Here is a 24707-nt window from a genome sequence, read left to right as displayed (position 1 = left end):
CAGCCGAGGCCTGCCGCCGGTCCAACTCGACCGCTCCGTCGCGCTCGACATAGACGAACGTCGTATGTCCGCCGGCGATCACGGCCGTGGCGGCGTGTCCGCCGCCGAGGGCATGTACCTCGATGTAGAGCTTCTCCTCGATTCCCTCCTTCAGGGCGATCGAGATGCGTTTTTCGTCGATGAAGCGGCGTCCCTCGGCCACGGCCTCCGGCGTTACGTCGCGCAGCACCTCCAGCTGGTATTCCGACCGGCCGATCAGCGCCCCGAGCGCCACGGCGATCGGCAGACCGATCATCCCCGTACCGGGAATTCCCACGCCCATGGCGTTCTTGAGAATGTTGGCACTCAACAGCACCTCGAGCCGTTCGGGCCGACAGCCCAGCGCCTCGGCGGCACGGGCTGTACACAACGCCACCGCAATCGGTTCGGTACAACCGATCGCAGGGATGACTTCGCGTTTGATCAGGGCGATGATCTCCGCCCGTTCCTGTTGTGACATCATAACATATATCAAGTTAAGCGTTTCTTCGTTTGTACAAAGATAGTCAAATTTCGCTACTTTTGCCCCGACGAAAAACGGCAACGATGGAAAATCCGAAAAACCGCAAATGGCAGGTCGTCCGCAGCGAATACCTCGCCCGCAAACCGTGGTTCACCGTCCGCCACGAGACGATCGCACTGCCCGACGGGCGCACGATCCCCGACTACTACGTCTTCGAATATCCCGACTGGGTAAACGTCACGGCCATCGACCGCGACGGACGCTTCGTCGTGATCGACCAGTACCGCCACGGGCTGGGCGAGACCTCGTACGAGATTCCGGCCGGCGTCATGGAGCCTTCGGACCGAAGCCCGCTCGAGGCCGCACGGCGCGAACTGCTCGAAGAGACCGGATACGGCGGCGGCGAGTGGCGCCCGCTGACCTGCATCTGCGCCAACCCGGCCACACAGAACAACCTGACGCACTGCTTCCTGGCCACCGGCGTGGAGCGCATCGGCGACCAGCATCTCGACACCACGGAAGACATCCGCGTGCACCTGTTCACGCGCGAAGAGCTTCTCGAACTGCTCCGCACGGACCGCATCCGGCAGGCGCTGATGGCCGCCCCGCTGTGGCGCTATTTCGCCGAGCACCCCGAACCGTAGGCGGCTACCGGCCCACGGTCTGGGCCAGAGCCAGGAAATAGCGGTCGGGATCGAGTCCGAGGGCGGCGAGCAGCTCGGCCTCGGGAGCACTGCCCCGCGTGATCGAACGCAGGCCGTGGCCGGCCGTATAGAGGTTTACGTTCTCGGCATAGCCGGCAGCATCCTGCCCGCACAGGTAGCGGACGTGGTCGGCCGGGATATTGCGACCGTCGTAGACCGCCCGGTCGGCGATGTAGACCAGGTTGAGCGGGGCCGTGAAGACGAAGGGCTGGGCGCCGGAGAGCTTCCGGTGGTCCCCTTCGGCCACACGAACAAGCGCATGGGCCGCAGGGTCATAGGCGTAGATCCCCTCGGCGAAGAGGGCGTAGACCCGGATCGAATAGAGCGCCAGCGCCGACGGGGCCGTCAGGCGGTTCTCCTCCGGACGGTTCACGCCCGCAGCGGCCCACAATACACCAGAAAGCTCCTCAAGCGAGAGTGCTCCGGCATTGTATTCGCGCCACGAACGGCGGTTGTGCAGCGCCTCATTGATCGTCAGGCCCGCCTTGAGGTCGGGTTTCACCAGGGCGATCCGCTCGCCGTAGGTCACCTCGGTCCGGGTTTCGGGCTTCTGCCCGCCCTGCTCTCCGGCAGGGCCTCCGCATGCCGCGAACAACAGCGCCGCGCATGCCAGCATGTGTCGTTTCATATCGTTACGTTTTTTTGACGTTTCAAGCAAAGATACGAAATTATTTCGGAACCCCGCGGAGCGGAATCCGACGGAGAGACATCCGCCGCAGCGTTTTTTTCCGTACCTTTGTCCTGCACAAACACACGCGACATGCAACCGAAATCGATCCGTCCCGTCGTCTTCTCGCCGACGGGGACTTCCAGAAAGAGTGCCGAGGCCGTAGCCCGCGGCATCGCCCGGACGGGCGGCACACCGTCCGCAACACCCGAAATCCGCACCATCGACCTGACCCACACGGCTGCAGCGGAGACACTGCCCGCCGATGCCGTGGCCCTGTTCGCCGTACCGGTCTACGGAGGGCACGTGCCGTCCCTGGCCCTGAAACGCATGGAGGGGCTCCGCGGCTCGGGGACCCCGGCCGTACTGCTGGTCGTCTACGGCAACCGGGCATTCGAACATGCGGCAGCGGAGTTGGCCGCCTTTGTCTCGGAACGGGGATTCGTCCCGGTGGCGGCCGGCGCATTCGTCGGCGAGCATTCGTACAGCACCCCGCAGCGGCCGATCGCCGCGGGACGTCCCGACGAAAAGGATATTGCCGAAGCGGAAGCCTTCGGCGAGGCCACAGGCCGGAAACTTGCCTCGCAGGGCATCGCCGCAATCGACGTCGCCCGGCTCAAGGACGTACGCACGCCGCTCATCCCGCTGCTGCGCTTCATCCGCTTTGTCCTCGCCTACCGGCGCCGGCAGAAGAAACACCCCGTGGTGCTGCTGCCCGCATGCGACGCACAAGCCTGCGTCCACTGCGGACGCTGCGCCGCACAATGCCCCACCGGGGCCATCGCCCGCGGCGAGGAGGAGCGCACCGACCCGGCCCGCTGCATCCGCTGCTGCGCCTGCGTCAAGGGGTGCCCGGTCGGAGCCCGGCATTTCGAGACCCCCTTCTCCGAAGCCCTCTCGCGGAACTTCGCCCGCAGGAAACCGCCCGTCACCCTGCTCTGAACGGCGCACGTTGCCGATCCGGCAGCGCCACACGACACACGTCGCCGATCCGGCAGCCCCACACTACACGCAGGCCTCGCTCCTTCGAAGGAGCGAGGCCTGCAGCATTTCGGATCCGAGCGGATGTGCCCTACCGGAGCGCCTTCTCGAAAGCCAGCCGCTCGCCGCTGTCGTAGTAGACCTTTCCGCGATAGGCAAATCCTTCACGTTCGAGCAGGTGCAGCATATAATGGTTGTCGAAATTGGTATCAACGCGGAAGAACCACACGCCGCGGGCCCGGGCCAGCTCCTCCGTGCGGTGGAAAAAGGCCGTGGCTACCCCCTGACGCTTCGCCTCGTCGGCCACGGCCAGACGGTGCAGGACCACATAGGCGTCGTCCGACGACCAGCCGCCCTCGATAGCGCCGTAGGCCGGCTCGCCGTCGAACGACACGGCCCCGTAGGCAACCGCTTCGGCATCGCCCGACGCTGCGGGACGGCACAGCACGCGGCCGTAGCCGCGGAGCAGGTCGGCGGCAATGTGCTCCGGACCCGGATAGCCGTTCTGCCACTGCAGGCTGCCCGCAGCCCGCATCTGGGCCTGTGCCTGGCGGATGATCGTCTGAATGCGGGGAGCATCGGCCGGCACGGCCGGACGGAAAAGAAGCTGTTCGTCGCAAAGAATTCGGGTCATGGCGTCAAGTTGAATTCAACCACAAAGATACGGATTTGTCACGAAGTGTCATCCGGACACGACAAAATTTCCGCCCGACTGCCAATTTGTGACAATTCATGACAATTTACACCTTTTCCGGCATTGGCACACATTTTGTCCATTTTACAGGCGAAGCCGCTCCGGAAGGGGCGGCGAGAAAAAAGATTGTAAAACCAAAACAAATAAGGAGGACAAAACTATGATGCCTGTCAGAAGAAATCAGAATTGGTTGCCGAGCATTTTCAACGACTTTTTCGGTAACGAATGGGTGGACAAGTCGAACGTCACGGCTCCGGCCGTAAACATCCTCGAAACGGAGGACGACTTCCAGGTCGAAGTGGCCGCTCCGGGCATGACCAAGGAGGACTTCAAGGTCAATATCAATGAGGACAACGAGCTCCTGATCACGATGGAGAAGAAGGCCGAGCAGAAGGAGGAGGACAAGAAGCACAAGGGCACCTACCTGCGTCGCGAATTCTCCTACAGCCAGTTCCAGCAGAGTCTGATCCTGCCGGACAACGTCGAGAAGGAGAAGATCGCCGCCAAGGTCGAGCACGGCGTGCTGACGGTCGAGATCCCGAAGAAGAAGGAGGAACACGTAACCCCCGCCGCACGGCAGATCGAGATCAAATAAGGCCCGACGCCCCGCAAAAGGCGACCGCACAGCCCGCAAGGGGGACCGTACCGCAAGGTGCGGTCCCCTTTTGCGTATGCGCATCCCGGCTGCGGAATGCGCCGCAGGCGAACACTTTCCCGGAAAAACCGCTATCTTTGACGTGTCGCCCAAGATGCGACTTGCAAACACGAAACGCAACGTATGAAAGTCGGATTGTTCATCCCCTGTTACATCAACGCCGTCTACCCCGAAGTGGGACGCGCTTCCTGCGAACTGCTCCGCCGCGTGGGCTGCGACGTGGACTACCCGCTCGACCAGACCTGCTGCGGACAGCCGATGGCCAATGCGGGATTCGAGCGCGACGCCAAGGCGCTCGCCGAACGCATGAATGCACTGTTCGAACGGTATGACTACGTCGTGGGGCCCTCGGCCAGCTGCGTGGTCTTCGTCCGCGAAGGCTACCCGCGCCTGCTCGACAACTACCGCGAGCATGCCTGTCTCGACTCCCGCATCTGGGAGATCTGCGAATTTCTCCACGACGTGGTGAAACCCGCGCGGCTCGACGCCCGCTTCCCGCACCGCGTCAGCCTGCACAACTCCTGCCACGGCGTGCGCATGATGGGGCTCTCGTCGCCGAGCGAACTCCATGTCCCCTACCACTCGAAACTCCGCGACCTGCTCGCCATGGTCGAGGGCATTGAGGTCGCGGAGCCCGAGCGCCGCGACGAGTGCTGCGGATTCGGCGGCATGTTCTCCGTCGAGGAGAATGCCGTCTCGGTAGCCATGGGGCGCGCAAAGGTGGCCCGCCACACGGCCACCGGCGCCGAATACATCACCGGAGCGGACTCCTCCTGCCTGATGCACATGCAGGGGATCATCGACCGGGAAAAACTCCCGATCAAGACCATACACATCGTACAAATTCTCAATTCACACGCATGAGCAGCCATTCGAAAGCCGCAAAGCGGTTCGTCGCCGACGCCGAACGCATGGCGTGGCACGACAAGGCGCTGTACGCCGTACGCGAAAAACGCGACCGGATGATGGAGAGCGTCCCCGAATGGGAGGAGCTGCGCCGCCTGTCGTCCGAGATCAAACGACACACGCTGAGCCGCCTGGGCCACTACCTCTGTGAATTCGAACGCAACGCCACGGCCAACGGCATGCAGGTCCACTGGGCGCAGGATGCCGCCGAGATGAACGCCATCGTCTGGGACCTCGTCCGCCGGCACGGCGGACACAACCTCATCAAGAGCAAGTCGATGCTCTCGGAAGAGTGCGGGCTCACGCCCTTCCTCCGCGAACGGGGCATCGACGCCGTCGAAAGCGACCTCGGCGAGCGGATCATGCAGCTGCTCCACCAGCCGCCCAGCCACATCGTCCTGCCGGCCATCGGCGTGCGCCGCGAGGAGGTCGGCGCACTCTTCGAGCACGAAATGGGCACCGAACCCGGGAACAGCGACCCCACCTACCTGACGCATGCCGCCCGCAAGGCCCTGCGGCCGAAATTCCTCGGGGCCGACATCGCCATGACGGGGGTCAATTTCGCCGTGGCCTCGACCGGCGCACTGGCCGTCTGCACGAACGAGGGCAACGCCGACCTGGGGACCTCGTTCCCCGACCTGCACATCGCCATCATGGGGCTCGAGAAGGTGATCCCCGACATGCGTGCGCTCGGGATCTTCACGCGCCTGCTCGCCCGCTCGGGCACGGGACAGCCCGTGACCACCTACACGTCGCTCTACCGACGGCCCGCACCGGGCAAGGAGATCCACGTCATCCTGGTGGACAACGGCCGCTCGGAGTGGCTGGCCGACGCGGAGCACCGCAACATGCTCAAGTGCCTGCGCTGCGGCGCCTGCATGAACACCTGCCCGGTCTACCGGCGCTCGGGAGGTTACTCCTACTCCTATTTCATACCCGGACCGCTGGGCATCAACCTCGGCATGCTCCGTTCGCCGAAGGCCCACCACGGCAACGTCTCGGCCTGCTCGCTGTGCTACTCCTGCTCGGGGGTATGCCCCGCGAAGATCGACCTCGGCGAGCAGATCTACAAGTGGCGCCAGCAGCTCGACGCGCTGCACCTGGCCGATCCGAAGAAAAAGGCGGCCGTCAAGGGCATGGATGCGGTGATGGCCTCCCCGAAACGGTTCTACGGAGCCATCGCACTGGCCCGCACGGCCGAAAAACTGCCCCGCCCGCTGCTCGAAAACGGGCTCAATCCGTGGAGCGCCCCCGGCCGGGCTCTGCCGCGCTTCGCCCGCGAGAGTTTCAATGCCCGATGGAAACGGGAAGGTTGCACCCCATCCGCAAAAACGAAAGACGATGAATAGCAAGGAACTGATTCTGAAACGGCTTGCCGCGGACGGCATGCCCGAATACCCCTACCCCGAACCGCGCGTCGCACCGCAGCGTTTCGACGATCCGGCAGCCACGTTCGCCGAACGGCTGGCCGCTGCCGGAGGCCGCGCCGTGGAGTTGCGGCCGGGCGAAACGCTCGACGAGGCCGTGCGCCGCTGCTACCCCGAAGCCCGGACGATCGCCTCGGCCCTCCCCGGGATCGGCATGGCGACGATCGACCCCGACCGGGTGGAGGACCCGCGCGAACTGGTCGATGTCGATCTGGGGGTGGTGGCCGGCTCGTTCGGCGTTGCGGAGAACGGCGCCGTATGGATCGCGCAGGATATCCGCCACAAGGCGCTCTACTTCGGAGCGACGGCCCTGCTCATCGTCATTCCCCGCACGGAGATCGTCCACACGATGCATGAGGCCGTAGAGCGGCCCGAGACCGAAGGTTTCGGCTACGGATGCTTCATGTCAGGCCCGTCGAAGACCGCCGACATCGAGCAGGCGCTCGTCTTCGGGGCCCACGGCCCGATGTCGGTCACGGTGCTGCTCGCCTGACCCGACACCGCGGAGAATGCCCGAAGAAACCGCCGGAGAAGTTTGCGTTTCCGGCCGAAATTCGCTATCTTCGTCGGGTTGTCCGGAGCTTGCCGACAAGTACGCCGGGCACAGGGACCTAACACATACGAAGATGATCGAAACCGAACTCTGCGCCTTCTCGACGGAGGCCTGCCGGATTGCCGCCCGCAACGGCGTCACCCGCGTCGAACTCTGCACCTCGCCCTACGAGGGCGGAACGACCCCTTCGGCCGCAGCCATCCGCGCCGCACGCCGCATCGAGGGGCTGCAACTGAGCGTGATGATCCGCCCCCGGGGCGGCGACTTCCTCTACACCGACGAGGAGTTCGAGCAGATGCTCGAGGAGGTCCGATTCGCCCGGGCCTGCGGCGCCGACTGCGTCGTGGCGGGTCTGCTCACTCCCGACGGCCGCATCGACGAACACCGCACGGCGGAGCTCGTCGCGGAGGCCGGCGCCATGGAGATGACCTTCCACCGCGCCTTCGACATGGTCCGCGACCAGGACGAGGCGCTCGAAGCGCTGATCCGCTGCGGCTGCCGGCGTGTGCTCACCTCCGGAGGCCGCAACACCGCCCCCGAGGGTATCGACGGAATCCGCTCGCTGGTGGCCCGTTCCGCCGGCCGCATCGCCATCATGGCCGGCAGCGGCGTCAAACCGGCCAACGTCCGCAGCATCGCCGCCACGGGAGTCGATGCCGTGCATTTCAGCGCCCGCCGCATGATCGAGAGCGGCATGGAGTTCCGCAATCCGAAGGTCTCGATGGGCGGCATCGAGGGCATTCCGGAATACGCCTCGGTGGGAGCCGACGAAGAGATGATCCGAAACATCATGAACGAACTCGCATAACCATGAAGAAAATCCTGATCCTGATCGCGGCGGCGGCACTCTGCGCCTGCGGCGGTCGCTACGGCGCCGGCATTCCGGCAGAGTACGAACAACTGCTCGACGGGGCCCTCACGGGGTGCCCGCGCGCTGACTCGCTGCGCACGCTGCTGCGCGAAACGCCCCACGAGGAGCGCGGCGCCATGGCCTACCTCATCGCATGGATGCCTCAGGGCGACCGCGACACGATGCGGCTCGACCTGCTCCGCGAGAATGTCACGTATGCCCTCCGCGCCCGGGCCGAATTTCCGTGGGCCCAGGCTCTGCCCGACTCGGTGTTCCTCAACGACGTGCTGCCCTATGCCGTCGTGGACGAGGTCCGCGACTCGTGGCGGCGCGACTTCTACGAGCGGTTCGCACCCCGCGTCAAGGGATGCACGGACATCCGCGCCGCGCTCGACACGGTGAACCGCATCCTCCCCTCGGCCGTAGGTGTCGAGTACAACACGCTGCGCGAGAAGACCAACCAGAGCCCCTCGGAGTCGATGCGTCAGGGCATGGCCTCCTGCACGGGTCTCTCGATCCTGCTCGTCGATGCCCTGCGTTCGGTCGGCATCCCGGCCCGCTTCGCCGGAACGGCCTCGTGGCACGACGACCGCGGCAACCACAGTTGGACCGAGGTGCGTCTCGACGACGGATGGCACTTCACGGAGTTCTACCAGCCCTCGGCCCTCGACCGCGCCTGGTTCCTGGCCGATGCCGGGCAGGCTGTGCCGGGCGAGCGGAAATATGCGATCTATGCCGTTTCGTTCCGCCCCACGGGCGACTGGTTCCCGATGGTCTGGAACGAAGAGTCGCGCGACATCCATGCCGAGGACGTTTCGCAGAGCTACCGTGACGTCTATGCCGCATATGCCGACCAGGCGGCCCAGGCCGGAACCCACACAACGGTGACCTTCCGCATGTTCCGCGACAAACGCCACGCCACGGAATCGGGCGACCGCATTGCGGCGAACGTCGATGTCTTCTGCGGCGCGGAGCAGATGGGCGGCGGCCGCACGGCCGGTCCGCTGCAGGACATGAACGATGCACTGAAGTTCCTGCTCGAAAAAAACCGCACCTACACGTTCCGTTACGAGAACGCCCGCGGCGAGCTGACCGAGGTCAAGGCCAAGGTGGGCGACGAGCCGATCACGGTGACGGGGTACATGGAGTAGCCCATTCATCGAAAAGAGACGACGGCGGGCACTTCCCTGTGGAAGTGCCCGCCATCGTTTTATCCGCCGCGGCAGCCGATCGGATGAAACGTCCCGCTTCAGAGAGCCATTCCGCAGGCGGCCGTCAGGGCAACGGCGAGGAACACAACCCAATGGCGCAGGCGATGCCGGCAGGCCGCCGGGGAGCGGTCGGCCGCCAGCACGGCCCGCCACGCTATGCCCCACCCCGCATAGGTCAGGGTCAGGAAGAGCTCCAGCACCGCATTGCGCGGACTCAGGCCCAGGCCCAAAGCCAGGAAACAGCCGGCCGAGAGAGCGAGATCGACCGAGATGAGCTGAAACCCGCACCGGCCCAGCATCCAGGCGGCACGGCGCTCCGCCACCACGGCATCCTCCGGAGCACGGCCCGGCAACTCCCGTTCGGGACGCGCCTTCGCATAGAACCTCGTGCCGGCAACGACATGAACCCCGAAGGCCCCGGCGAGCATCACGCCCGCCGCAATAAACCAGGCATTCATAAGGCCGTCAGAACCGGACATACAACCATCCCGGCAACAGCCGCAGAATCCCCCCCCCCCCCCCCACACCCCCAAAACCCACGCACCCAACCGCCAGCGGCGGGTGACCGTTGCCACGGCACGCCGGCGGCGAATGGCCCGGAGCATGCCGTCGGCCACCCGGCCGACGGGCATCACCCAGAAGAGCCCCTCGCCCTTGGCCATGGCCGTATCGGTCAATCCGGGGCGCAGGTCGGTCACGACAATCGGCCGGTGCGAGCGGAGGGCACGCTGCCGCAGCCCCTCGGTATAGTTGATCTGATAGGCCTTCGAGGCGTTGTAGGCCGGAGCCGCACAGCTGCCGCGCAGGCCGCCGACCGAGGTGATCACCGCCAAATGCCCCCGGCCCTGCCGCTCGAAGTAGCCATAGGCCCAATCGACCACGGCGGTCCAGCCGACGACATTGGTCCGGATCGCCGGCAGTTCCAGCGCATAGTCCAGTTCCGGATTGAGCTCGCCCGCCCCCGCCGCCACCAGGCAGAGGTCCATGCCGCCCATCCGCTGCACGAGGCGTTCGAGCACTGCCACGGCAGCAGCCGGATCGGTCACATCGGCCGCAGCCTGAAAAAACGGATTTTCGGAGGGGTCGGAATCCCGTTCGGTGAGGGGTTCGGCCCGTCGCCCGACGATGCCGACCCGGCAGCCGGAGGCCGCCAGCCGTCCGGCCAGTGCGCGCCCGATCCCGGACGTCGCACCGATGACAAGTACACGTTCCATGGCCGCAAAGATAGACCTTCGGCCGTCCCGGAGCCTTGATCGGAATCAAGAAATCACCGGATGCGGCGGCGGATGCGGCTCAAGGTTTCGGGACGGACGCCCAGATAGGAGGCCAGTTCGTGGAGCGGGATGAAATCCAGTACCCCGGGGCAGCGGGTCAGCAGGCGTTCGTAACGCTCCTGCGGCGTGGCGGCACAACGTTCCAGCAAACGCTCGTAGACCTCGGCCAGCAGGTGTTCGGCCAAACGGCGGCCCAGCCGTTCGTGGGCGGCATCGGCGGCATAGAAGGTCTCCAGGACTGCAGTGCCGACCTCCGTCACGCGGCTGTCACACATCGCCTCGATGGAGACCCACGAAGGGATGCCGTTGCAGTGCGAGATGTAGTCTCCGACAAACTCCCCGGCGAAGGCATACCCCACGATCCGGCGTTCGCCGTCGGCCGTCAGGTGGACGTAGCGGAAGGCCCCGGCAAGGAGCAGCCCGCAGGTGCGGTTCCGCACCCCCTGCCGGGCGAACTCTTCGCCGTTGCGGTAGGTCCGTTCGGTCCCCTCGGCGCGGAAAAACGCAGCAAGGGGCTCGAATGCCCCGTCGGCAAGATAGCGGTTGAACGGCGCACGGTCCACGCAGGAGGCTGCCTCGCCCTGCGCGGCAGCGGCAGCCGAGAAATCCGAAGTCTCCATCAGAAAGTCCGATTCAGGAATAGGTTCCGCCCAAAGATACGAAAAAGAGCGGACCCGGAAAAATTCCCGGATCCGCTCCGAAAGCGGACGGTGGAGGAGAACCGTCCTCTCGTAAAGTTCCGCTACCGGACGACGAACTCGGCCGACGAACCCGACAGAGTGATCTTGCCTTCCTGCTCGGCCGTGATGTAGATCGTGGTCAGCTGGTCACGTCCCGTTGCGTTAATGCTCGTCAGTGCAGGGCACTGCGTCACATCGAGCTCCTTCAGCTGATCGCCGGAGATATAATAGGCCGTCAAGTTGATCGACGTAACCCCGCTGCCGATGACGGTTATCTTCTCGACACCGATCCGCTGGCCCTGGGACAACTGGCAGGCATTCGCACCCAGATTGATCTCGGAGAGCATGGTGTCGCCACCCGTATCCACTTTTGTCACCTTCTCCAGACCGGAAATATCGACCGACTCCAGTTCGGGGTTATTACCCATGTTGCACTGGGTTATCCACGGGAAGTTCTCGATACCCTCGAACGACTTGATGTCGGCTTTGTGGGCCTGCAGGATGTAATAGTAATAGTCATTGTCCTTGATCGTCTCCAGATCGACCGGAATCACCTCCGGCGACTCCTCATCGACGATCTTGATCCAGCCCCTTTCCGCCAGACGGTCTCGGAAGCCCTTGTCGGGAATGGTGATCATCTGTACTCCCGGTGCCAACTGGCGCACCGAAAGCGTAAACTCAAAGCGTTTGTCGGCATCGGCGATCACCACGGAACCCGTTCGGGTCTCCTTACCCTCCGAAACCTGGAAGGTCAGGCGGTCGGTAGCCAGCGCCCGGGTGGCGGGAGCCTTCTCGCAGGTGATCCAGTCGGGCGTGGTCACCGTATACGCGATGTTGCTCTCGACATCGACCGAGAACGTCGCAGCTTCAAGTGTATCGAACTCGAATACCTTGTCGCCCTTGACGTTGAGGTAGTCGAGCTGACGCTGCGAGACGGCGACCTCGACACTCAGGTCATGTCCCGAGACCGTCACCACGCTCTCACGTCCCGAGTAACCGCTGTTCTCCGAAGCCGTGAAGGTCAGGAGCAGGTCGCCGAACACATCCGTGAACTCGGGGGTGCCGATCCACGAATCGCCCCCGTCGGAGAGCGTACAGGTCAGCTCCTCCTGCGGAATGTTGGTGGCCAGTTTCACCGAGAACTCGCCGCCGGACTGAAGTACCGAGACTGCGGCATCGGAATCGAGCGACAGCACATAGCCCTCGCCGCAGGTCACCGTCAGACGGGCTACGGCACTGCCCGTAAAGAGTTTGAACTCCGACTGCAGGTTGCGGTCGGTGGCGTTGGGATCGATCGTGAAGACGACCGTATCGCCGGATTTGCCCTCCGTCACGGAAGGATGCGCCCACGTCGAGGTGCCCGACATCCGCCAGTCACCCGAGCTGGTCACCACGATCTCGTCCGTGCCGCCCTCGAAGTCCAGCGAAATCAAATCCTTCGAGAGGGAGATGCTGTCGCCCTTCGGTCCGTTGTCCGAATCGCTCTCCGAACAGCCGCACAGGCCCGACACCATGCATACGATTGCCAATAATATCTTTTTCATAGAAATAATCCGATTTTAAGAGTTCCTAATCACCTCACTACTGGGGACGGCTCAACTCGAGGCGTTCCGTATCCTCTTTCTTGTAGTAATGGGTCACCTGATCGAGCGTCTCGTCGTAAAGGCCCGAGGCCACACTGCGCACCATCGTTACCTGACCGCGCCATGCATAGTTGTCCGGATTGAGCGAGAAGAACATGTAATGCCCGTACCCGGCAGCCTTCTGCTTGCGGGCCGTTTCCGTCGTCCAGTCACCCTTGAGCAGGTTCAGTTCGATCGAGGCGCCCGCACAGTTCTTCAGCGGCATGCCCGTCATCGGCGTGGCACCCGGGTTGATCGAGCTGTAGTCGGCAACGGCCACATCGACAAAATAGCCCGGATCGACCCCGTCCACCGCAGGGATGTACGGCGTGATGTTGCCCAGGTAGTAGACCATCACCGTCTTGTGGGGCATGGCCTTCTTGGTCTCGTAGAGCAGTCGGGCGGCAGCGGCCATCGAAGGACGCGTGAAGAGCGGATTGCTCGTATCGGGATTGACGTTCGAATACTCGTCGTCGAAACATACGCCGTCCAGGCCGTAGGTCTCGCAATAGGCGGCCAGCTCGGCGGCAAAATCACGGGCGGCAGGATCCGAGAGCTGAGCAAGGCCCGAATCGTCGTGGTTGCCCAGCACGCCCATGATCACCTTGATGCCGCACTTGCGCAGCGGCTGGAGGTACTCCTCGTTGTTGTCGAGCAGGAACTGCACCTCCTTGTTGCGCGAGAAGTAGACCCGGTTCTCGGCGGGATCGTAGTTGATGTTGCCCGAGAAGAGCACCACGTAGTCGAAGAAGAGCTTGCCGCTCTCCTGAAGGCGGAACTCCAGCGCATTGAGCGGGTTGGCATCGCCCAGTTCGAAGAAGACGATGTTCTTCACCGCATCGGGGCCCTTGTCGGCCGAGAGGCTCGTGCGACCGTCCTTGACGAGGTAGACCACATGTGCGGAGGACTCGGGAACCGTGATGCCCTCGGTCTCGACACGCACGATGAGCGGCAGCAGGTACTCCTTCTCGGAAGAGAAGCCCTCGAAGGCACGAAGCGTCACGCCCAGGGCTGCCGAGCGCTTGTCGTCGGGAGCCAGCAGCATGCGGCCCTCGCCCTCGAGCTCCACGGCGCTCTCGGGGAAGAGTTCATACTCGGTCCCGTGCTCGAGGTTGTAGTTCTGCAGGTAGTCGCCGTCGTAGGAGACCACGGCATCGACACCCTTGCCCGGTTCGCACGTCAGCATGAACCGCACGGCCGTCGTCATGGCGTCGTCGGTGAGGGTCAGCGTCCGCTCGTTGGCCGAATTGTACTCGTCTACCAGCATGCCGTCGATGCGCGACAGCCCGTCGTAGATTCCCTCGTCGAACTTGAAGCTCGTCGGGATCTCATCGGAACAGGATGTGAACGCGAATCCGCAGCAGGCCGCAGCGGCAAGAAGGAAGCGGTTCACATATTTCGTTGTTTTCATAAGTCGTTTTTCGTTTTACGGTTGAAGTTATTCGGCGATTTGGGGAAGTTCCACCTGGACCCAGTCCGGTTCGGACTCGATCGTCAGGTCGTGGCCGTAGGGCGAATAGTCCTTGCCCACTGTGCCGGCGCCGTCATCGAGTTTCCAATAGGCCACCAGACCCTCCGACGAGGGATCCACACGGTAGAAATGGTTCTCGGCAGCGATCTCGTCGGCTGTCAGGGCACGGTTCCAGATGCGGAGTTCCGAGAGTTTTCCGTCGAAATAACGATCCGACGTGAACGAATATCCAACCCAGAAGCAACGCTTGAACGACGAACCCGACTCATTGGAATGCGGGATTGCGAAATTGATGCTGTTCAGATAGAAAATACCCTCTTTCTTCAGCTCTCCGTTCAGGTAGATCTTCACCTCGCTCTGATTCTGAGCAATGCACTCGAACGTCACGGCGATGTGGGTCCACTCCCCGGTCGGGATCTTGAGGCTCTCGTCCGTCAGTTTCGAACTGGCAGCACCTACGACCTGAAGCTGCGAAGGATCGACGCCCGAGTCACCCATACGGATCAGGAACGTATCCTCGATACCCATGACGGTCGAGATCGTCTTGTTGAGCGTCGTGGGATTGACCAGCGCCTCCATCGTGAAGGCGTACATGTCCTGAACCTCATCGAAATTGCCGAATTCGGGCCAAGCGCGGTTCTCCGACAGATCGACGACGATGTTGATGAGCGAAGCGCCGCGGAAGAGGAAGTAGCAGGTCTTCGCACTGCGGAGCACCCCGCCGATCCCCTCGACCGACTCGATGGTCACCGGCATCACGTAACGCTGGTTGCGGTCGAGCGACAGCACGTTCTCGAAGGTCACCGAAACGGGAGAACTCTGCACGTTGCCGGCCAGAATGGTGGTCGTCGGCTCATCGATGCGGCAGACCCCGTCGGGCAGTGCAATCGAGACCGTGTCGTAATAGGCCTGTTTGTAGTTGTCCACCAGTTCGGGGGCCGGACGGAAGGTCACCGTGATGTCTTGCGATTCGGGCTTGGCAACGGCCGCAACGATATCGCGCGAATAGCTGTCAGCCTCATCGATGAGCATCTCGTCGGTCAGCGAAGCGGCCGAAATGAAGAGTTTGTTGTCGTAATGCTGCCGATCGGTGTCCTCGTGTTCGCAGGAGGCGAGCGCAAGGAGGGCCGTCAAGGAGGCAATCACGCTTATGGTTTTCATTTTCATGGGTTTCGTTAGTTTTCAGGTACGGGATTCATGATGTCAATTGCCTTGCGGATGTTCGGGAAGATCCGATTGAGGTCATAATAGTCGTTCCAGGCCCGGTCGATAGCCAGTCCGGCCTTGTCGTATGCGGACGGCTCGAGCACCCACGAAGCGGCGCCGACGATGGCGCTGAGCGGTTTGCCCGCCGCATCGGTCTGGGAGAAATAGCCCAGTTCGTCGGATCCGTCGAGTGCCGGGGCCGTCACGCCGATGATCAGCCGGTCGGTCGGGACACCCTCGACGCAGGCACGGTACATCTCGACCGTAAGTTCCTCTCGGGAGGTGGCGCTCCTGGCCATCACGATGACATACGAGCACTCGGAAAGCAGCGAACAGTCGGCCAGTTTGTGCGGGCCGCCGCGGAAGAAGAGCAGCTTCTCGGGATGGGCCGCATGCCAGCTCTTCAGGACCTCGTAAACCACACCGAGCCGTCCGGCGAACAGGGTCGTCTGCTCGGGGGTCAGGCTCGACAGCACGGGGCCGTCGTAGGTGAAGGTCACGCCATCGAAGCCATAACGCTCGCAGCTGGCCGTCAGGGCCTCGACACGCTCGCGGCAAAAGGCGAGGAATGCGCTGTCGTCAGCGGGCTCCGTCGTATCGCCCTCCGAACCGTCGCCATCATCCTGGCTGCCGTCGGTCGCATTGCCCGACTCGGTATCGCCCGGCGTCTCGGGTTCATCGGTCTCGGGCTCATCGGTCTCGGGAGCCTGCAGGGCCTCCCATTCGCTCTCAATACGGGCATAGTCGATCTCGCAGACCACGCGGGTCCCTTTCTTGCGAACCTCGGCCATCTGGTCGGAATACTCCGGAGCCAGGTTCTCGGGATGCGTCATGCAGATGAAGTCCACGCTGTCGGGATAGGCCGTCAGGCGCTGGTTCTGGGCAATCGGAGCGAGGCCGGCGCGGTTCTCCATCATGACAAAGGTCAGTTTGTGCTCACTGGCCTTGTAGGCGCGCAACGCCGCAAGGTACTGGGCATAGAGTGCGGGATTCTGCTCCTCGAGCGAAGGGCGGCTGATATCCACGCTCTCCGAATCCGTCCAGTCGCTGCACGAACCGAGCAATACGGCCGTGAGGGCCAGGACAGGCAGGAAATATATCTTGATACTGCGTTTCATAATTCAAAACTCTCGTTTATGGGTGAATCAATTGCGGGGAATGTTCGGGTTGCAGTCCCACCACATGCGCGTTGCCATGTTGTCGGCTCCCTGCAGCAGCGTGGAGACGGCCGTCTGGTAGTTCTCCGCATTGGTCGTACGCTCCTCGGCCGGATAGGGCATGCGGCGTGCGCCCATCTCGGAATCGACGATACCGCCGCTCTTGTTTCCGGCCTCCGTGGCAGGAATCAGGTGCGGGAAGCCCGTACGGCGGTAATCTGCCCACGATTCGTTGCCCAACAGCCAGTTGGCAATCCATTTCTGGATGATGATGCGCTCCTGCATCTCATCGGGCGTACCGGTCTTCCAGGCCACCGAGGTCGTCGAAAGCGTATTCGAATAGGTGTCCTTGCCGTTGTTGGGATCGATGTAGACGATCTGCGGCGCCGAGCTCTGTGCAATATAGCTCTCGTAGCCCGAGACGCCCCACTGCTCGAACGACAGGCGGATACCCTCGTTGTAGAAATCCTCGGCCGAACCGCTGCCCATGTCGAACCCGAAGACAGCCTTGGCCTCGGCCTTCAGGAAGGCCACCTCGGCGGCATTCATCCAGCAGAGCGGCGACGACGTGGTGAGCTTCACGCCCGAATACTTGTGGCCGATCGAGGAGAGGTCGGGGATCTCGATACCGCGGCGCATGCCGACGTAGGTCTGGCCGGGCCACTCCGACTCGACGAAATAGGCCGCACGGCGGGGATCGTTGTAGGCGTTCATGTAGCAGATGATGTCAGCCGCTGCGTGCGAGTCACCGCCCGTCAGACAGGCCGTGTTGTCGGAGTGCGTCGCCGAGTTGTAGTTCACGGCCACGTAGATCGGGTTGCCGTCGGCTCCGAAGCTCGTCATGCAGGCGTTGTCATCGTTCGAGGTCATCACGCCAATCTCATGCGACACGGCACTCTCGGCCATCGTGCGGGCCGTAGCCGGATCGGCATAGACGATACGCATGGCCAGACGCAGTTTGAGCGAATTGGCAAACTTGCACCACTTCTCGGCGCTGCCGCCATAGATGTTGTCGGCCGACGAGGCGATCGTCACCGAGCGGTTGGACGTCAGCACGTCGATGGCCGCATTGAGCTCCTCGAAGAACTTGTCGTAAACAGCCTTCTGCGAATCGTAGGGGACCTGCAGCTGTCCGTCGGCACCGATCTGCGAGTAGGGAATCGGACCATAGGTATCCGTCACGCGGTGCATGGCAGCCACCTTGATGACATCGGCAATGGCCAGGATCACCGGGTCGTCGGTCTGTTCCTTGAGCTCGCGCAGGTTCGAGTAGAGCGTCGGAATGACGAAATCACTGGCCATGAATACGTTGGTCCAGTTATCCGTCGGGTTGTAATTCGAAATGGTATTGCGCTGTTCGGCGTTCGAGTCGGCAAAATAGCCGCCCTGCGTACCGCCCAGCAGGCAGTCGGTGAACTGCGCCGTATTGACGTCGGTCGAAATCACACCGCTCATGATACCGCTCATCGTAGCACCGAGCAGGTATCCGTCGGCCTGCATCTGATCCTTGTTCGGCTGATAAGGATCGCTGTTGATCTCCAGATAGTTGGCCGTGCAGGCGCTACCCGAGAGCAGGACCGTGAAAAGAAGCGGTTTACATATGTTTTTCATAACGGTTCGGTTTAGAATTTGAGTCTGAGGTTGAATCCGATGTTGCGCAACGACGGCATCATGAAGTAGTCGATGCCCTGATAGAAGTTGCCCGTCGTGGCGATGGTCTCGGGATCGAACGGAGCCTTGTTGTAGATCATCCACAGGTTGCGGCCCACGAGCGAAAGGGTGATTTCGCACAGGTCACCCAGCACCTTGCGCGGGATGGTATAGCCGATCGAGGCCTCCTGCAGGCGGACGTTGGTGGCCGAGTAGGTGTAGTACTGCGGAACCGTATTGCCGCCGCTGACCGATGTATACCACTTGTTGGCATCGACCAGATCGCCGCCGTTGATCACCACGCCGCCGGCATCACGCGCCGCGGCCGAAGCCTCCGAAACACCGTAGTAGTCGAGCATGGCCTGCGTGCGCGAGAATACGACGCCGCCCAGGCGTGCCGACAGGGCGAATCCGAAGTTGAAGTTGCCCCAGCGGAAGTCGTTGCGCCAGGCCATGTTGGCATCCGGAAGCACCGAGCCCAGCTTGATGTAGTCATTGACGTTCGAGATGGCCTCCGTGGCAACATTGCCCGACTCATCGACATAGATGGCGCCGTTGGCGTCGTATTTCATGTCGCGCAGCGAGTAGAGGTCACCCAGCGTTCCACCCTCCTTGAGGATGAAGTGGGCCTCGCCCAGTCCGTCCATGTCGAGCAGATCGACCGAGAAACGCTGTCCGGTCTCGGGATTGACGATGTTGTTGGCCAGCGAGAGGATCTCGTTGTGGTTCGTCGAGAGCGTGTAGTTCGTGTCCCACGAGAACTTGCCCCACGTGTTGCTGTAACCGAGAGCCAGCTCGAAGCCGCGGTTGAGCACCTTGCCCGACTGGATCGTCAGCACCGAGGAACCCGAACCGGTCGAGATCGTCGTGTCGAACGTCTGGTCCTGCGTCTTGGTGTTGTAGTAGGTCAGGTCGAGGTTGAAGTGCTTGAGGAAGCGCATCGTAAGACCCACCTCGAAGGATTTCGTGCGTTCGGGCTTGAGGTTGTAGATCGGGTACTTCGTATTGGTGTTCCACGTCAGGCCGCTCTCGTTCCACTCATAGAGCGGGTTGGCGATGAAGCGCTCGAAAGCGACACCCACCGATGCATACGAACCGCGCAACTTCACGTAGGAGAGGTTCTCCGGCATGTTGGGGATAAGCTGCGAAAGCACGACCGAGGCACCCACCGACGGGTAGAAGAACGAACTCTTCTCGGAGTGGGGGCCAGCCAGCTGCGACGGCCAGTCGTTACGGCCGGTCACCGTAAGGAAGTAGGTGTTCTTGAAGCCCACCTCGGCCGAGAAGAAGACCGACTGGGTCTGCTCACGCCAACCCTCCTGCAGGCGCTTGGTCTTCGACGAGTTGCTCAGGTTCTGGATGTTGAAGACGTTGGCCAGGCCCGGCTTCTCTCCCTCGAAGGCGTCCGAACCGTCGGCGATCGGGCCGCGGACCTTCATTGCGTCGTAGCGCATGTCCGAGATCGAGGCACCGGCATTGGCCTGCAGCGACCAGTTCTCGCCGAAGGTCTTGTTGATGTTCACCAGCACGTCGCCGTAGACCTGCTTGTCGGTCATCTTCGTGATACCGTACATACCGCGGTCGGAGTACTCGGACAGCTGTTCGTAGGTCGAAGCATACATCTTCTCCGTATAGTCGGTGTGCGTGTTGTCGATGCTGACACGGCCCGAAACATTCAGCCAGTCGAGGATGTCGTACGACAGCGAGGCGTTGAGCATGTAGCGGTCCTTGCTGTTCTCACGCAGGTTGCGGTAGTTGATCCAATAGGGGTTCTGCATCGTCAGGCCGGCATCGCCCACGGGCCAGTACTGCGTATAGAGCTGGCGCGAGGGGTTGTAACGCTCGTACATCTGGATGTCGCTCCAGTCGTCGCCGCGCGGGAAGATGTAGGCGCCTACCAGCGGGTTGTTGTAGGTTCCCTGGTTGGTCATGTTGCGGTCGCGCTGGAGCACGTAGCTCGCACCGACATCAAGGCGCATGCGGTCCTTGAAGAAATAGGTCGTATTGCGGAACGTGAAATTGTAGCGGTCGTAGCTGTTGTTGGGAACGATACCGCGCGAGTTGATCGCCGCGGCCGACGCGTAAACCTGGTTCTTTTCGTTGCCCGTCGAGAAGGAGACGCTCTCGGTTCCGGTCACACCCGTCTGGAAGTAGTCGTCGGCCGGATCATAGCCCATGTAGTTGGCCGAATTGAGCCGATGGCCCCAGCTGCGGACGATCGAACCGGTGCTCGACGAGAGGTCACCCGTGCCGTAGCGGTTCTGGAACTCGGGAAGGACGAACGGCGTCATGATCTCGGTGTTGCTCGACACGACGACCGACGTACGACCGGCCTTGCCGCGCTTGGTCGTAACGACGATGGCTCCGTTGGCGGCATCCGAACCGTAAAGGGCCGCAGCCGCGGCACCGTTCAGCACCGACAGCGACTCGATGTCCTCGGGGTTGATGTCGGCGATCGGGTCGGTCGTACCCTGCGAACCGAACTTCGTTCCGCCGTCACGGGCCGTAGTGAACATCGGCACGCCGTCGATCACGTAGAGGGCATTCGACGACTGGCTGATCGACTTCTGACCGCGCATGACCACCTTCGAGGCGCCGCCGACACCCGATGACGAGGCGTTGATCGTCACACCGGCCACCTTGCCGTTGAGCGAATTGATGAAGTTGGCGTCCTTGTTGGCGAGCAGGCTCTCGGAATCGACCTGCTGTACGTTATACGACAGGGCCTTCTCCGAGCGCTTGATGCCGAGGGCCGTCACGACGACCGCATCGACCTGCTGCGTCTCTTCGCGGAGCGTGAAGTCCACCTGCGTACGGCTTCCCACGACAGCCTCGACCGTCTGATAGCCCAAATAATTGACTGTCAGGACTGCATTTTCAGCGGGGGGGGGGAACTTGCAGCGTGTAGTCTCCGTTCAGGTCGGTGCTCACACCGATGGTCGTACCTTTGACGAGCACGGCGGCTCCGATCACCGGAAACCCGTTCCCGTCGAGCACCTTACCCGAGATGCGCACGGGACGGCTGTCATCCTTCTTCACCGAGAGCAGGATGTTCTGCCCTTCGACGCTGTAGGTCAGTCCGGTACCCCGTACCAGCTGGTCGAGGACCTGGTTGATCGGCTGACTCTCGGCATCGACCGACACGATCTGACGCGCCGCATCGATCCCGTCGCCGAGCATGAAGAGATAGCGGGATTCTCCTTCGATCTTGGAAATAGCCTGCGTCAGAGGGACCTTGTCCAACCGGACCGTGAGCGTATTGTCCTGGGCAAAGGCCGCCGTTGCGAAGAGGCAGAGGCATGCGCAGGCAAATGCAGGCATAAACTTGATTAGTTTCCCGATTATACGGAAACTTACGTTTTTATTCATACATTTGTAGAGTGTTTAGGTAATAGGTTTTGTTCGTTCGTCAAGGGCGGGGCCGTTACCTGCCTGCGGGTGTGCAGACCCGCAGGCTTTTTTTTACGGTATTGCTCGATCTCCCCCGCCGGAAATGGAGGCAGACATCAACTCATGAGGACAGCGGTTTTAAAAGGTTGGTAATACATTTATTTCGATTCATCGATCAATAGATTGTAATGACGTTGCTGCGCACGTCGTGCTCGAAACGGAAGTCGGAGTTGTGCTGCAGCACGCGCAGGGCATGGTCCACACCGTCCGAGATGCGGATCTTGCCGCTCTTGAATCCGATGACGGGCATCTCCCGGCGACGGATGTCGATGCGCACGTTGTAGGCCTTCTCGAACTTGCGCATCAGCTCCTCGAACGACAGCCCGCGGATGCTGATGAGCCCTTCGGTCCAGCAAACGGCATCGAGGTCGGCATTCCGCTCGACGGAGATCCGTCCCTCGGTCAGACGCGCCTCGTCGTTGGGTTCCAGAACGATGGCCCGGTGCGTCGCGGGATCGGTCAGCCGCACACGTCCCTCGAGGAGCGTGGTCGAGAAAGAGCCGGTTTCGGCATCGGCCTCGACATTGAACTTCGTTCCCAGCACCTCCACATCCGAGGCGAAGGTCTCGACAACGAACGGATGCCCGGCATCGTGTGTGACCTCGAACATCGCCTCGCCGGTGAGTTTCACCTCACGACGATGACGTCCGAAAACCGACGGATACTCCAGACGCGATCCCGAGTTGAGCCACACGCGGGTGCCGTCCGAAAGGGTCACCTCGATTCGCTGGCCGGCCGGGACATTCAGCGCAACCATCTGCTCGGCCACGCTGTCGAACGTATATACATAGGTCGAATAACCCACTCCGAGGAGCAGTGCCACGACGGCCGCCACGCGCAGCACGCGGCGGAAGACCATCCGCATCACCGTCGGCCGGGAGGAAGCTGCGGCAGTCGTCGCACGCTGCGGGGTTTCGCCCGCAGCGAGACGCTCGAGCTCGGGTCCGTACATCTTGGTCGTCTCGAAGACGAAACGTATCTCGTTGAATTCACGCACATGCTCGGGAGAAGCGTCGAGCCAGTCGGCCATGCGGCGTTTTTCCTGCTCCGAGCAGTTGCCTTCGAGGTATTTCAGTACGTCGGTCGATTTCATCACAATACTTCTTTTTTGTACGTTTTGTCCGCATCGGTCCTGGGCTCCGCACGGTGCATTGCCGGCCGACAGACTATTATCACACTTTTTTCGTTCTCTTGACATCTATATATTGCACGAAAGCGGCGATCGGACAACCCGATCGGAGCATTTTGTGCAAATAAATATTTTTACGAAATTGCTAAATTTTTTCACGATCTAATTCTAAAAAAACCAGATCTGACACGGTGTTTTTTTCACGGATTGGTCGGAATGCTCGTGTAACGATTGAAAAAATATTATAACTTTGATCCCGAAAAAACAGTCAGTATGCCGATACCGGACGAGAGAGAATCCAGCGTCAGGGAATTCAACGAACTTTATTTCACCTATCGGAGCAATTTCATCTCGATAGCCCGTTCGTATGTCGAAGAGACGGCCGTGGCGGAGGACATCGTCACGGACAGTTTCGTTGCATACTGGGTACGGCGGCACGAACTGGCAGCAGATACGGATCCCCGACGCTACGTTGTCGGAGCGATCAAGAAGCGGTGCTTGGAGCACCTGCGCAACAAGCAGATCCACCAGCGCGTCGAAAAGAAGCTGCAGGATGCCAGCGACCGCATGCTGGAATACCACCTGGGAAGTCTCGAATGCTGCAAACCCGAACAGCTCTATGCCGACGAGGTGTTGGCCATTCTGCAGAAGCGGCTGGACGAGATGCCCGAACTCACCCGTGAGATCTTCATCGCCAGCCGCACCGAGGAGTTGAGCTACAAGGACATCGCCGAACGTTTCCGAATTCCCTCCTACAAGGTCAAGTATGAGCTGCAGAAGGCCCTGACCCAGTTGCGGGATTCACTCAAGGACTATCTGCCGGGCGTCCTTGTCCTGATCGCCGTGGACTTCCTGCTGCGCTCGGGGCACCACCCAAGCGGCATGTAACCCGTTGAGAGGCCCCCGCCGTCCGTGCGGCCGGAAACCGTTGCGGTCAGCCTGGCCGATGCACTTCACTCCAACCATTTTCCTCCGGACTCTTCGGCCCCGCCCGCAGCGAAGACTGCCTTCGGGCCGACAGCCGGCTCCCCTATTCCGGGTAGATCATCCGGATGGTGGCCCCGCCATCGACGGTCAGGGTCTGCCCGTTGAGAAAGTCGTTCGCCTCGTCGCACAGGAAGAGACACATGCGGGCGATGTCCCCGGGTTCCCCGACCCGGCCCGATGGATGGAACTGATGATCCTCCGAGCGCAACGGCTCCTCTTCGCGCACATGAATCCATCCCGGAGCAATGGCATTGACCGTAATGCGGAGCGGAGCCAGAGAGACGGCCAGCGAGTGTGTCAGCGAGTAGATGCCGCCCTTCGAGGCGGAATAGGCCTCGGTTCCGGCCTCGCTCTGCAGGTAGCGGGTCGAGCAGAGGTTGATGATGCGTCCGTATCGCCGATTGCCGTTCCGGCGGCGGTGGAGAGCCAGCTGGCGTGAGGTAATGAAAACCGGGCGCAGGTTGGTGGCGATCACCCGGTCGAACTCTTCGATCGAAAGTTCATCGAGGGGTTTGAAGAGGCCGATCCCAACGTTGTTCACCAGAATGTCGATATCGCCCAACGTCTCGAAAAGCTGTTGCATGCACCCCTCGAGACCGGCGGCATCGGTGACATCCAGCTGACAGAAACGGGCTCCGGTCCCGGCTGCGGTCCGGGCCCCGAGCTCGGGGTCGATGTCGCAGAAGACCACCTCGTCGCCCTGCCGGGTGAAAGCCTCTACAATTCCCTTTCCGATTCCGCGGGCGCCGCCCGTAACGAATACACGTCTTTTCATGTTTTTTTGAATTTTTACCGCAAAGATAGCGCAAGTCGGCTGCAGAGACAAGAGCCGAAACCCCTCGAAAACGATCCGATTTCGTGACATCCCACCCTCTCCGGGCGCCGGGGCGTCTTGCCTGAACAACAATTTTTCTTGCCTAAACGACAATTT

General features: G+C 61.9%; 19 protein-coding genes and 3 pseudogenes. 9 read left to right on the top strand and 13 right to left on the bottom strand.

Going from position 1 to position 24707, the window contains the following annotated elements; all coding sequences use genetic code 11:
* A pseudogene (locus QZL63_RS05540) lies at positions 1-502 on the bottom strand (serine dehydratase subunit alpha family protein); the annotation flags it as partial.
* 83 nt (positions 503-585) lie between these two features.
* Here QZL63_RS05540 and QZL63_RS05535 point away from each other — a divergent pair.
* Positions 586-1146: an NUDIX hydrolase gene (locus tag QZL63_RS05535; protein WP_022308338.1), complete on the top strand. Its 561-nt coding sequence runs from the start codon at positions 586-588 to the stop codon at positions 1144-1146.
* A 4-nt stretch (positions 1147-1150) separates the two neighbouring features.
* On the opposite strand, the gene QZL63_RS05530 is transcribed toward QZL63_RS05535, so the two are convergent.
* Positions 1151-1834, bottom strand: a complete 684-nt coding sequence (locus QZL63_RS05530) for a nitroreductase family protein (RefSeq protein ID WP_022308337.1) — start codon at positions 1832-1834, stop codon at positions 1151-1153.
* Positions 1835-1966: 132 nt separating this feature from the next.
* On the opposite strand from QZL63_RS05530, the gene QZL63_RS05525 reads away from it, so the two are divergent.
* Entirely contained in the window at positions 1967-2815 is an 849-nt protein-coding gene (locus QZL63_RS05525; RefSeq protein ID WP_022308336.1) for a 4Fe-4S dicluster domain-containing protein, read from the top strand.
* Between the two features lie 130 nt (positions 2816-2945).
* Here QZL63_RS05525 and QZL63_RS05520 read toward each other — a convergent pair whose 3' ends face one another.
* Entirely contained in the window at positions 2946-3488 is a 543-nt protein-coding gene (locus QZL63_RS05520) for a GNAT family N-acetyltransferase (protein ID WP_022308335.1), read from the bottom strand.
* Positions 3489-3708: 220 nt separating this feature from the next.
* Here QZL63_RS05520 and QZL63_RS05515 point away from each other — a divergent pair, with 220 nt between their 5' ends.
* The 6 genes from QZL63_RS05515 to QZL63_RS05490 all read left to right on the top strand — a co-directional run bounded on the left by QZL63_RS05515 (position 3709) and on the right by QZL63_RS05490 (position 9090).
* The gene (locus QZL63_RS05515) at positions 3709-4143 is read left to right on the top strand and encodes an Hsp20/alpha crystallin family protein (RefSeq protein WP_022308334.1); all 435 of its coding nucleotides are present in this window, start codon (positions 3709-3711) and stop codon (positions 4141-4143) included.
* 183 nt (positions 4144-4326) lie between these two features.
* Complete coding sequence (locus QZL63_RS05510; protein WP_022308333.1) at positions 4327-5067, top strand: (Fe-S)-binding protein; 741 nt, start codon at positions 4327-4329, stop codon at positions 5065-5067.
* Positions 5064-6458 (top strand): lactate utilization protein B, encoded by a 1395-nt coding sequence (locus QZL63_RS05505; RefSeq protein ID WP_022308332.1) that lies wholly within the window; start codon positions 5064-5066, stop codon positions 6456-6458. Before QZL63_RS05510 ends, QZL63_RS05505 begins: the two co-directional genes overlap by 4 nt.
* A complete protein-coding gene (locus QZL63_RS05500; protein ID WP_022308331.1) occupies positions 6451-7029 on the top strand; it encodes a LutC/YkgG family protein in 579 nt (192 codons plus the stop codon). The genes QZL63_RS05505 and QZL63_RS05500 overlap by 8 nt, the downstream gene beginning before the upstream one ends.
* Positions 7030-7165: 136 nt before the next feature.
* Entirely contained in the window at positions 7166-7897 is a 732-nt protein-coding gene (locus tag QZL63_RS05495) for a copper homeostasis protein CutC (RefSeq protein ID WP_441293894.1), read from the top strand.
* A 2-nt stretch (positions 7898-7899) separates the two neighbouring features.
* Entirely contained in the window at positions 7900-9090 is a 1191-nt protein-coding gene (locus QZL63_RS05490; protein ID WP_022308329.1) for a transglutaminase-like domain-containing protein, read from the top strand.
* 590 nt (positions 9091-9680) lie between these two features.
* Here the strand turns inward: QZL63_RS05490 and QZL63_RS05485 are convergent.
* The 9 genes and pseudogenes from QZL63_RS05485 to QZL63_RS05445 form a co-directional block, all read right to left on the bottom strand.
* Positions 9681-10364 (bottom strand): annotated as a pseudogene (locus tag QZL63_RS05485) (SDR family NAD(P)-dependent oxidoreductase); the annotation flags it as partial.
* A 53-nt stretch (positions 10365-10417) separates the two neighbouring features.
* On the bottom strand, positions 10418-11044 hold the full coding sequence (locus QZL63_RS05480) for a Crp/Fnr family transcriptional regulator (RefSeq protein WP_022308327.1): 627 nt from the start codon (positions 11042-11044) through the stop codon (positions 10418-10420).
* A 122-nt stretch (positions 11045-11166) separates the two neighbouring features.
* Positions 11167-12648 carry a BACON domain-containing protein gene (locus QZL63_RS05475; RefSeq protein WP_022308326.1) on the bottom strand — a complete coding sequence of 494 codons (1482 nt, stop codon included), beginning with the start codon at positions 12646-12648 and terminating at the stop codon, positions 11167-11169.
* 37 nt (positions 12649-12685) lie between these two features.
* Entirely contained in the window at positions 12686-14137 is a 1452-nt protein-coding gene (locus QZL63_RS05470; protein ID WP_022308325.1) for a BT_3987 domain-containing protein, read from the bottom strand.
* A 27-nt stretch (positions 14138-14164) separates the two neighbouring features.
* Positions 14165-15358, bottom strand: coding sequence for a LamG-like jellyroll fold domain-containing protein (locus QZL63_RS05465; RefSeq protein WP_290586147.1), 1194 nt, complete (start codon positions 15356-15358; stop codon positions 14165-14167).
* Positions 15359-15372: 14 nt separating this feature from the next.
* Entirely contained in the window at positions 15373-16521 is a 1149-nt protein-coding gene (locus tag QZL63_RS05460) for a glycoside hydrolase family 18 (protein ID WP_022308323.1), read from the bottom strand.
* Between the two features lie 27 nt (positions 16522-16548).
* On the bottom strand, positions 16549-18171 hold the full coding sequence (locus QZL63_RS05455; protein ID WP_022308322.1) for a RagB/SusD family nutrient uptake outer membrane protein: 1623 nt from the start codon (positions 18169-18171) through the stop codon (positions 16549-16551).
* An 11-nt stretch (positions 18172-18182) separates the two neighbouring features.
* A pseudogene (locus QZL63_RS05450) lies at positions 18183-21531 on the bottom strand (SusC/RagA family TonB-linked outer membrane protein).
* A gap of 244 nt (positions 21532-21775) precedes the next feature.
* On the bottom strand, positions 21776-22753 hold the full coding sequence (locus QZL63_RS05445; RefSeq protein ID WP_022308319.1) for a FecR family protein: 978 nt from the start codon (positions 22751-22753) through the stop codon (positions 21776-21778).
* 309 nt (positions 22754-23062) lie between these two features.
* On the opposite strand from QZL63_RS05445, the gene QZL63_RS05440 reads away from it, so the two are divergent.
* Entirely contained in the window at positions 23063-23677 is a 615-nt protein-coding gene (locus QZL63_RS05440; RefSeq protein WP_022308318.1) for an RNA polymerase sigma-70 factor, read from the top strand.
* A 142-nt stretch (positions 23678-23819) separates the two neighbouring features.
* Here the strand turns inward: QZL63_RS05440 and QZL63_RS05435 are convergent, their stop codons facing one another.
* Positions 23820-24551, bottom strand: coding sequence for an SDR family NAD(P)-dependent oxidoreductase (locus QZL63_RS05435; RefSeq protein ID WP_022308317.1), 732 nt, complete (start codon positions 24549-24551; stop codon positions 23820-23822).
* Between the last annotated feature and the right edge of the window lie 156 nt (positions 24552-24707).

This window comes from Alistipes sp. CAG:268 (assembly GCA_000434235.1).
Taxonomy (GTDB): Bacteria; Bacteroidota; Bacteroidia; order Bacteroidales; family Rikenellaceae; genus Alistipes; species Alistipes avistercoris.
The sequence above is the reverse complement of the archived record's forward strand: the minus strand, read 5'-3'. Positions and strand labels throughout refer to the sequence as shown.

Excerpts from the sequence above, each read along its gene's own strand:
- QZL63_RS05530 (WP_022308337.1), bottom strand. The coding sequence starts at position 1,834 with ATGAAACGACACATGCTGGCATGCGCGGCGCTGTTGTTCGCGGCATGC.
- QZL63_RS05460 (WP_022308323.1), bottom strand. The coding sequence starts at position 16,521 with ATGAAACGCAGTATCAAGATATATTTCCTGCCTGTCCTGGCCCTCACG.
- QZL63_RS05455 (WP_022308322.1), bottom strand. The coding sequence starts at position 18,171 with ATGAAAAACATATGTAAACCGCTTCTTTTCACGGTCCTGCTCTCGGGT.
- QZL63_RS05500 (WP_022308331.1), top strand. The coding sequence starts at position 6,451 with ATGAATAGCAAGGAACTGATTCTGAAACGGCTTGCCGCGGACGGCATG.
- QZL63_RS05470 (WP_022308325.1), bottom strand. The coding sequence starts at position 14,137 with ATGAAAACAACGAAATATGTGAACCGCTTCCTTCTTGCCGCTGCGGCC.
- QZL63_RS05505 (WP_022308332.1), top strand. The coding sequence starts at position 5,064 with ATGAGCAGCCATTCGAAAGCCGCAAAGCGGTTCGTCGCCGACGCCGAA.
- QZL63_RS05435 (WP_022308317.1), bottom strand. The coding sequence starts at position 24,551 with ATGAAAAGACGTGTATTCGTTACGGGCGGCGCCCGCGGAATCGGAAAG.
- QZL63_RS05480 (WP_022308327.1), bottom strand. The coding sequence starts at position 11,044 with ATGGAGACTTCGGATTTCTCGGCTGCCGCTGCCGCGCAGGGCGAGGCA.
- QZL63_RS05520 (WP_022308335.1), bottom strand. The coding sequence starts at position 3,488 with ATGACCCGAATTCTTTGCGACGAACAGCTTCTTTTCCGTCCGGCCGTG.
- QZL63_RS05490 (WP_022308329.1), top strand. The coding sequence starts at position 7,900 with ATGAAGAAAATCCTGATCCTGATCGCGGCGGCGGCACTCTGCGCCTGC.
- QZL63_RS05475 (WP_022308326.1), bottom strand. The coding sequence starts at position 12,648 with ATGAAAAAGATATTATTGGCAATCGTATGCATGGTGTCGGGCCTGTGC.
- QZL63_RS05535 (WP_022308338.1), top strand. The coding sequence starts at position 586 with ATGGAAAATCCGAAAAACCGCAAATGGCAGGTCGTCCGCAGCGAATAC.
- QZL63_RS05445 (WP_022308319.1), bottom strand. The coding sequence starts at position 22,753 with ATGAAATCGACCGACGTACTGAAATACCTCGAAGGCAACTGCTCGGAG.
- QZL63_RS05465 (WP_290586147.1), bottom strand. The coding sequence starts at position 15,358 with ATGAAAACCATAAGCGTGATTGCCTCCTTGACGGCCCTCCTTGCGCTC.
- QZL63_RS05515 (WP_022308334.1), top strand. The coding sequence starts at position 3,709 with ATGATGCCTGTCAGAAGAAATCAGAATTGGTTGCCGAGCATTTTCAAC.
- QZL63_RS05440 (WP_022308318.1), top strand. The coding sequence starts at position 23,063 with ATGCCGATACCGGACGAGAGAGAATCCAGCGTCAGGGAATTCAACGAA.
- QZL63_RS05510 (WP_022308333.1), top strand. The coding sequence starts at position 4,327 with ATGAAAGTCGGATTGTTCATCCCCTGTTACATCAACGCCGTCTACCCC.
- QZL63_RS05525 (WP_022308336.1), top strand. The coding sequence starts at position 1,967 with ATGCAACCGAAATCGATCCGTCCCGTCGTCTTCTCGCCGACGGGGACT.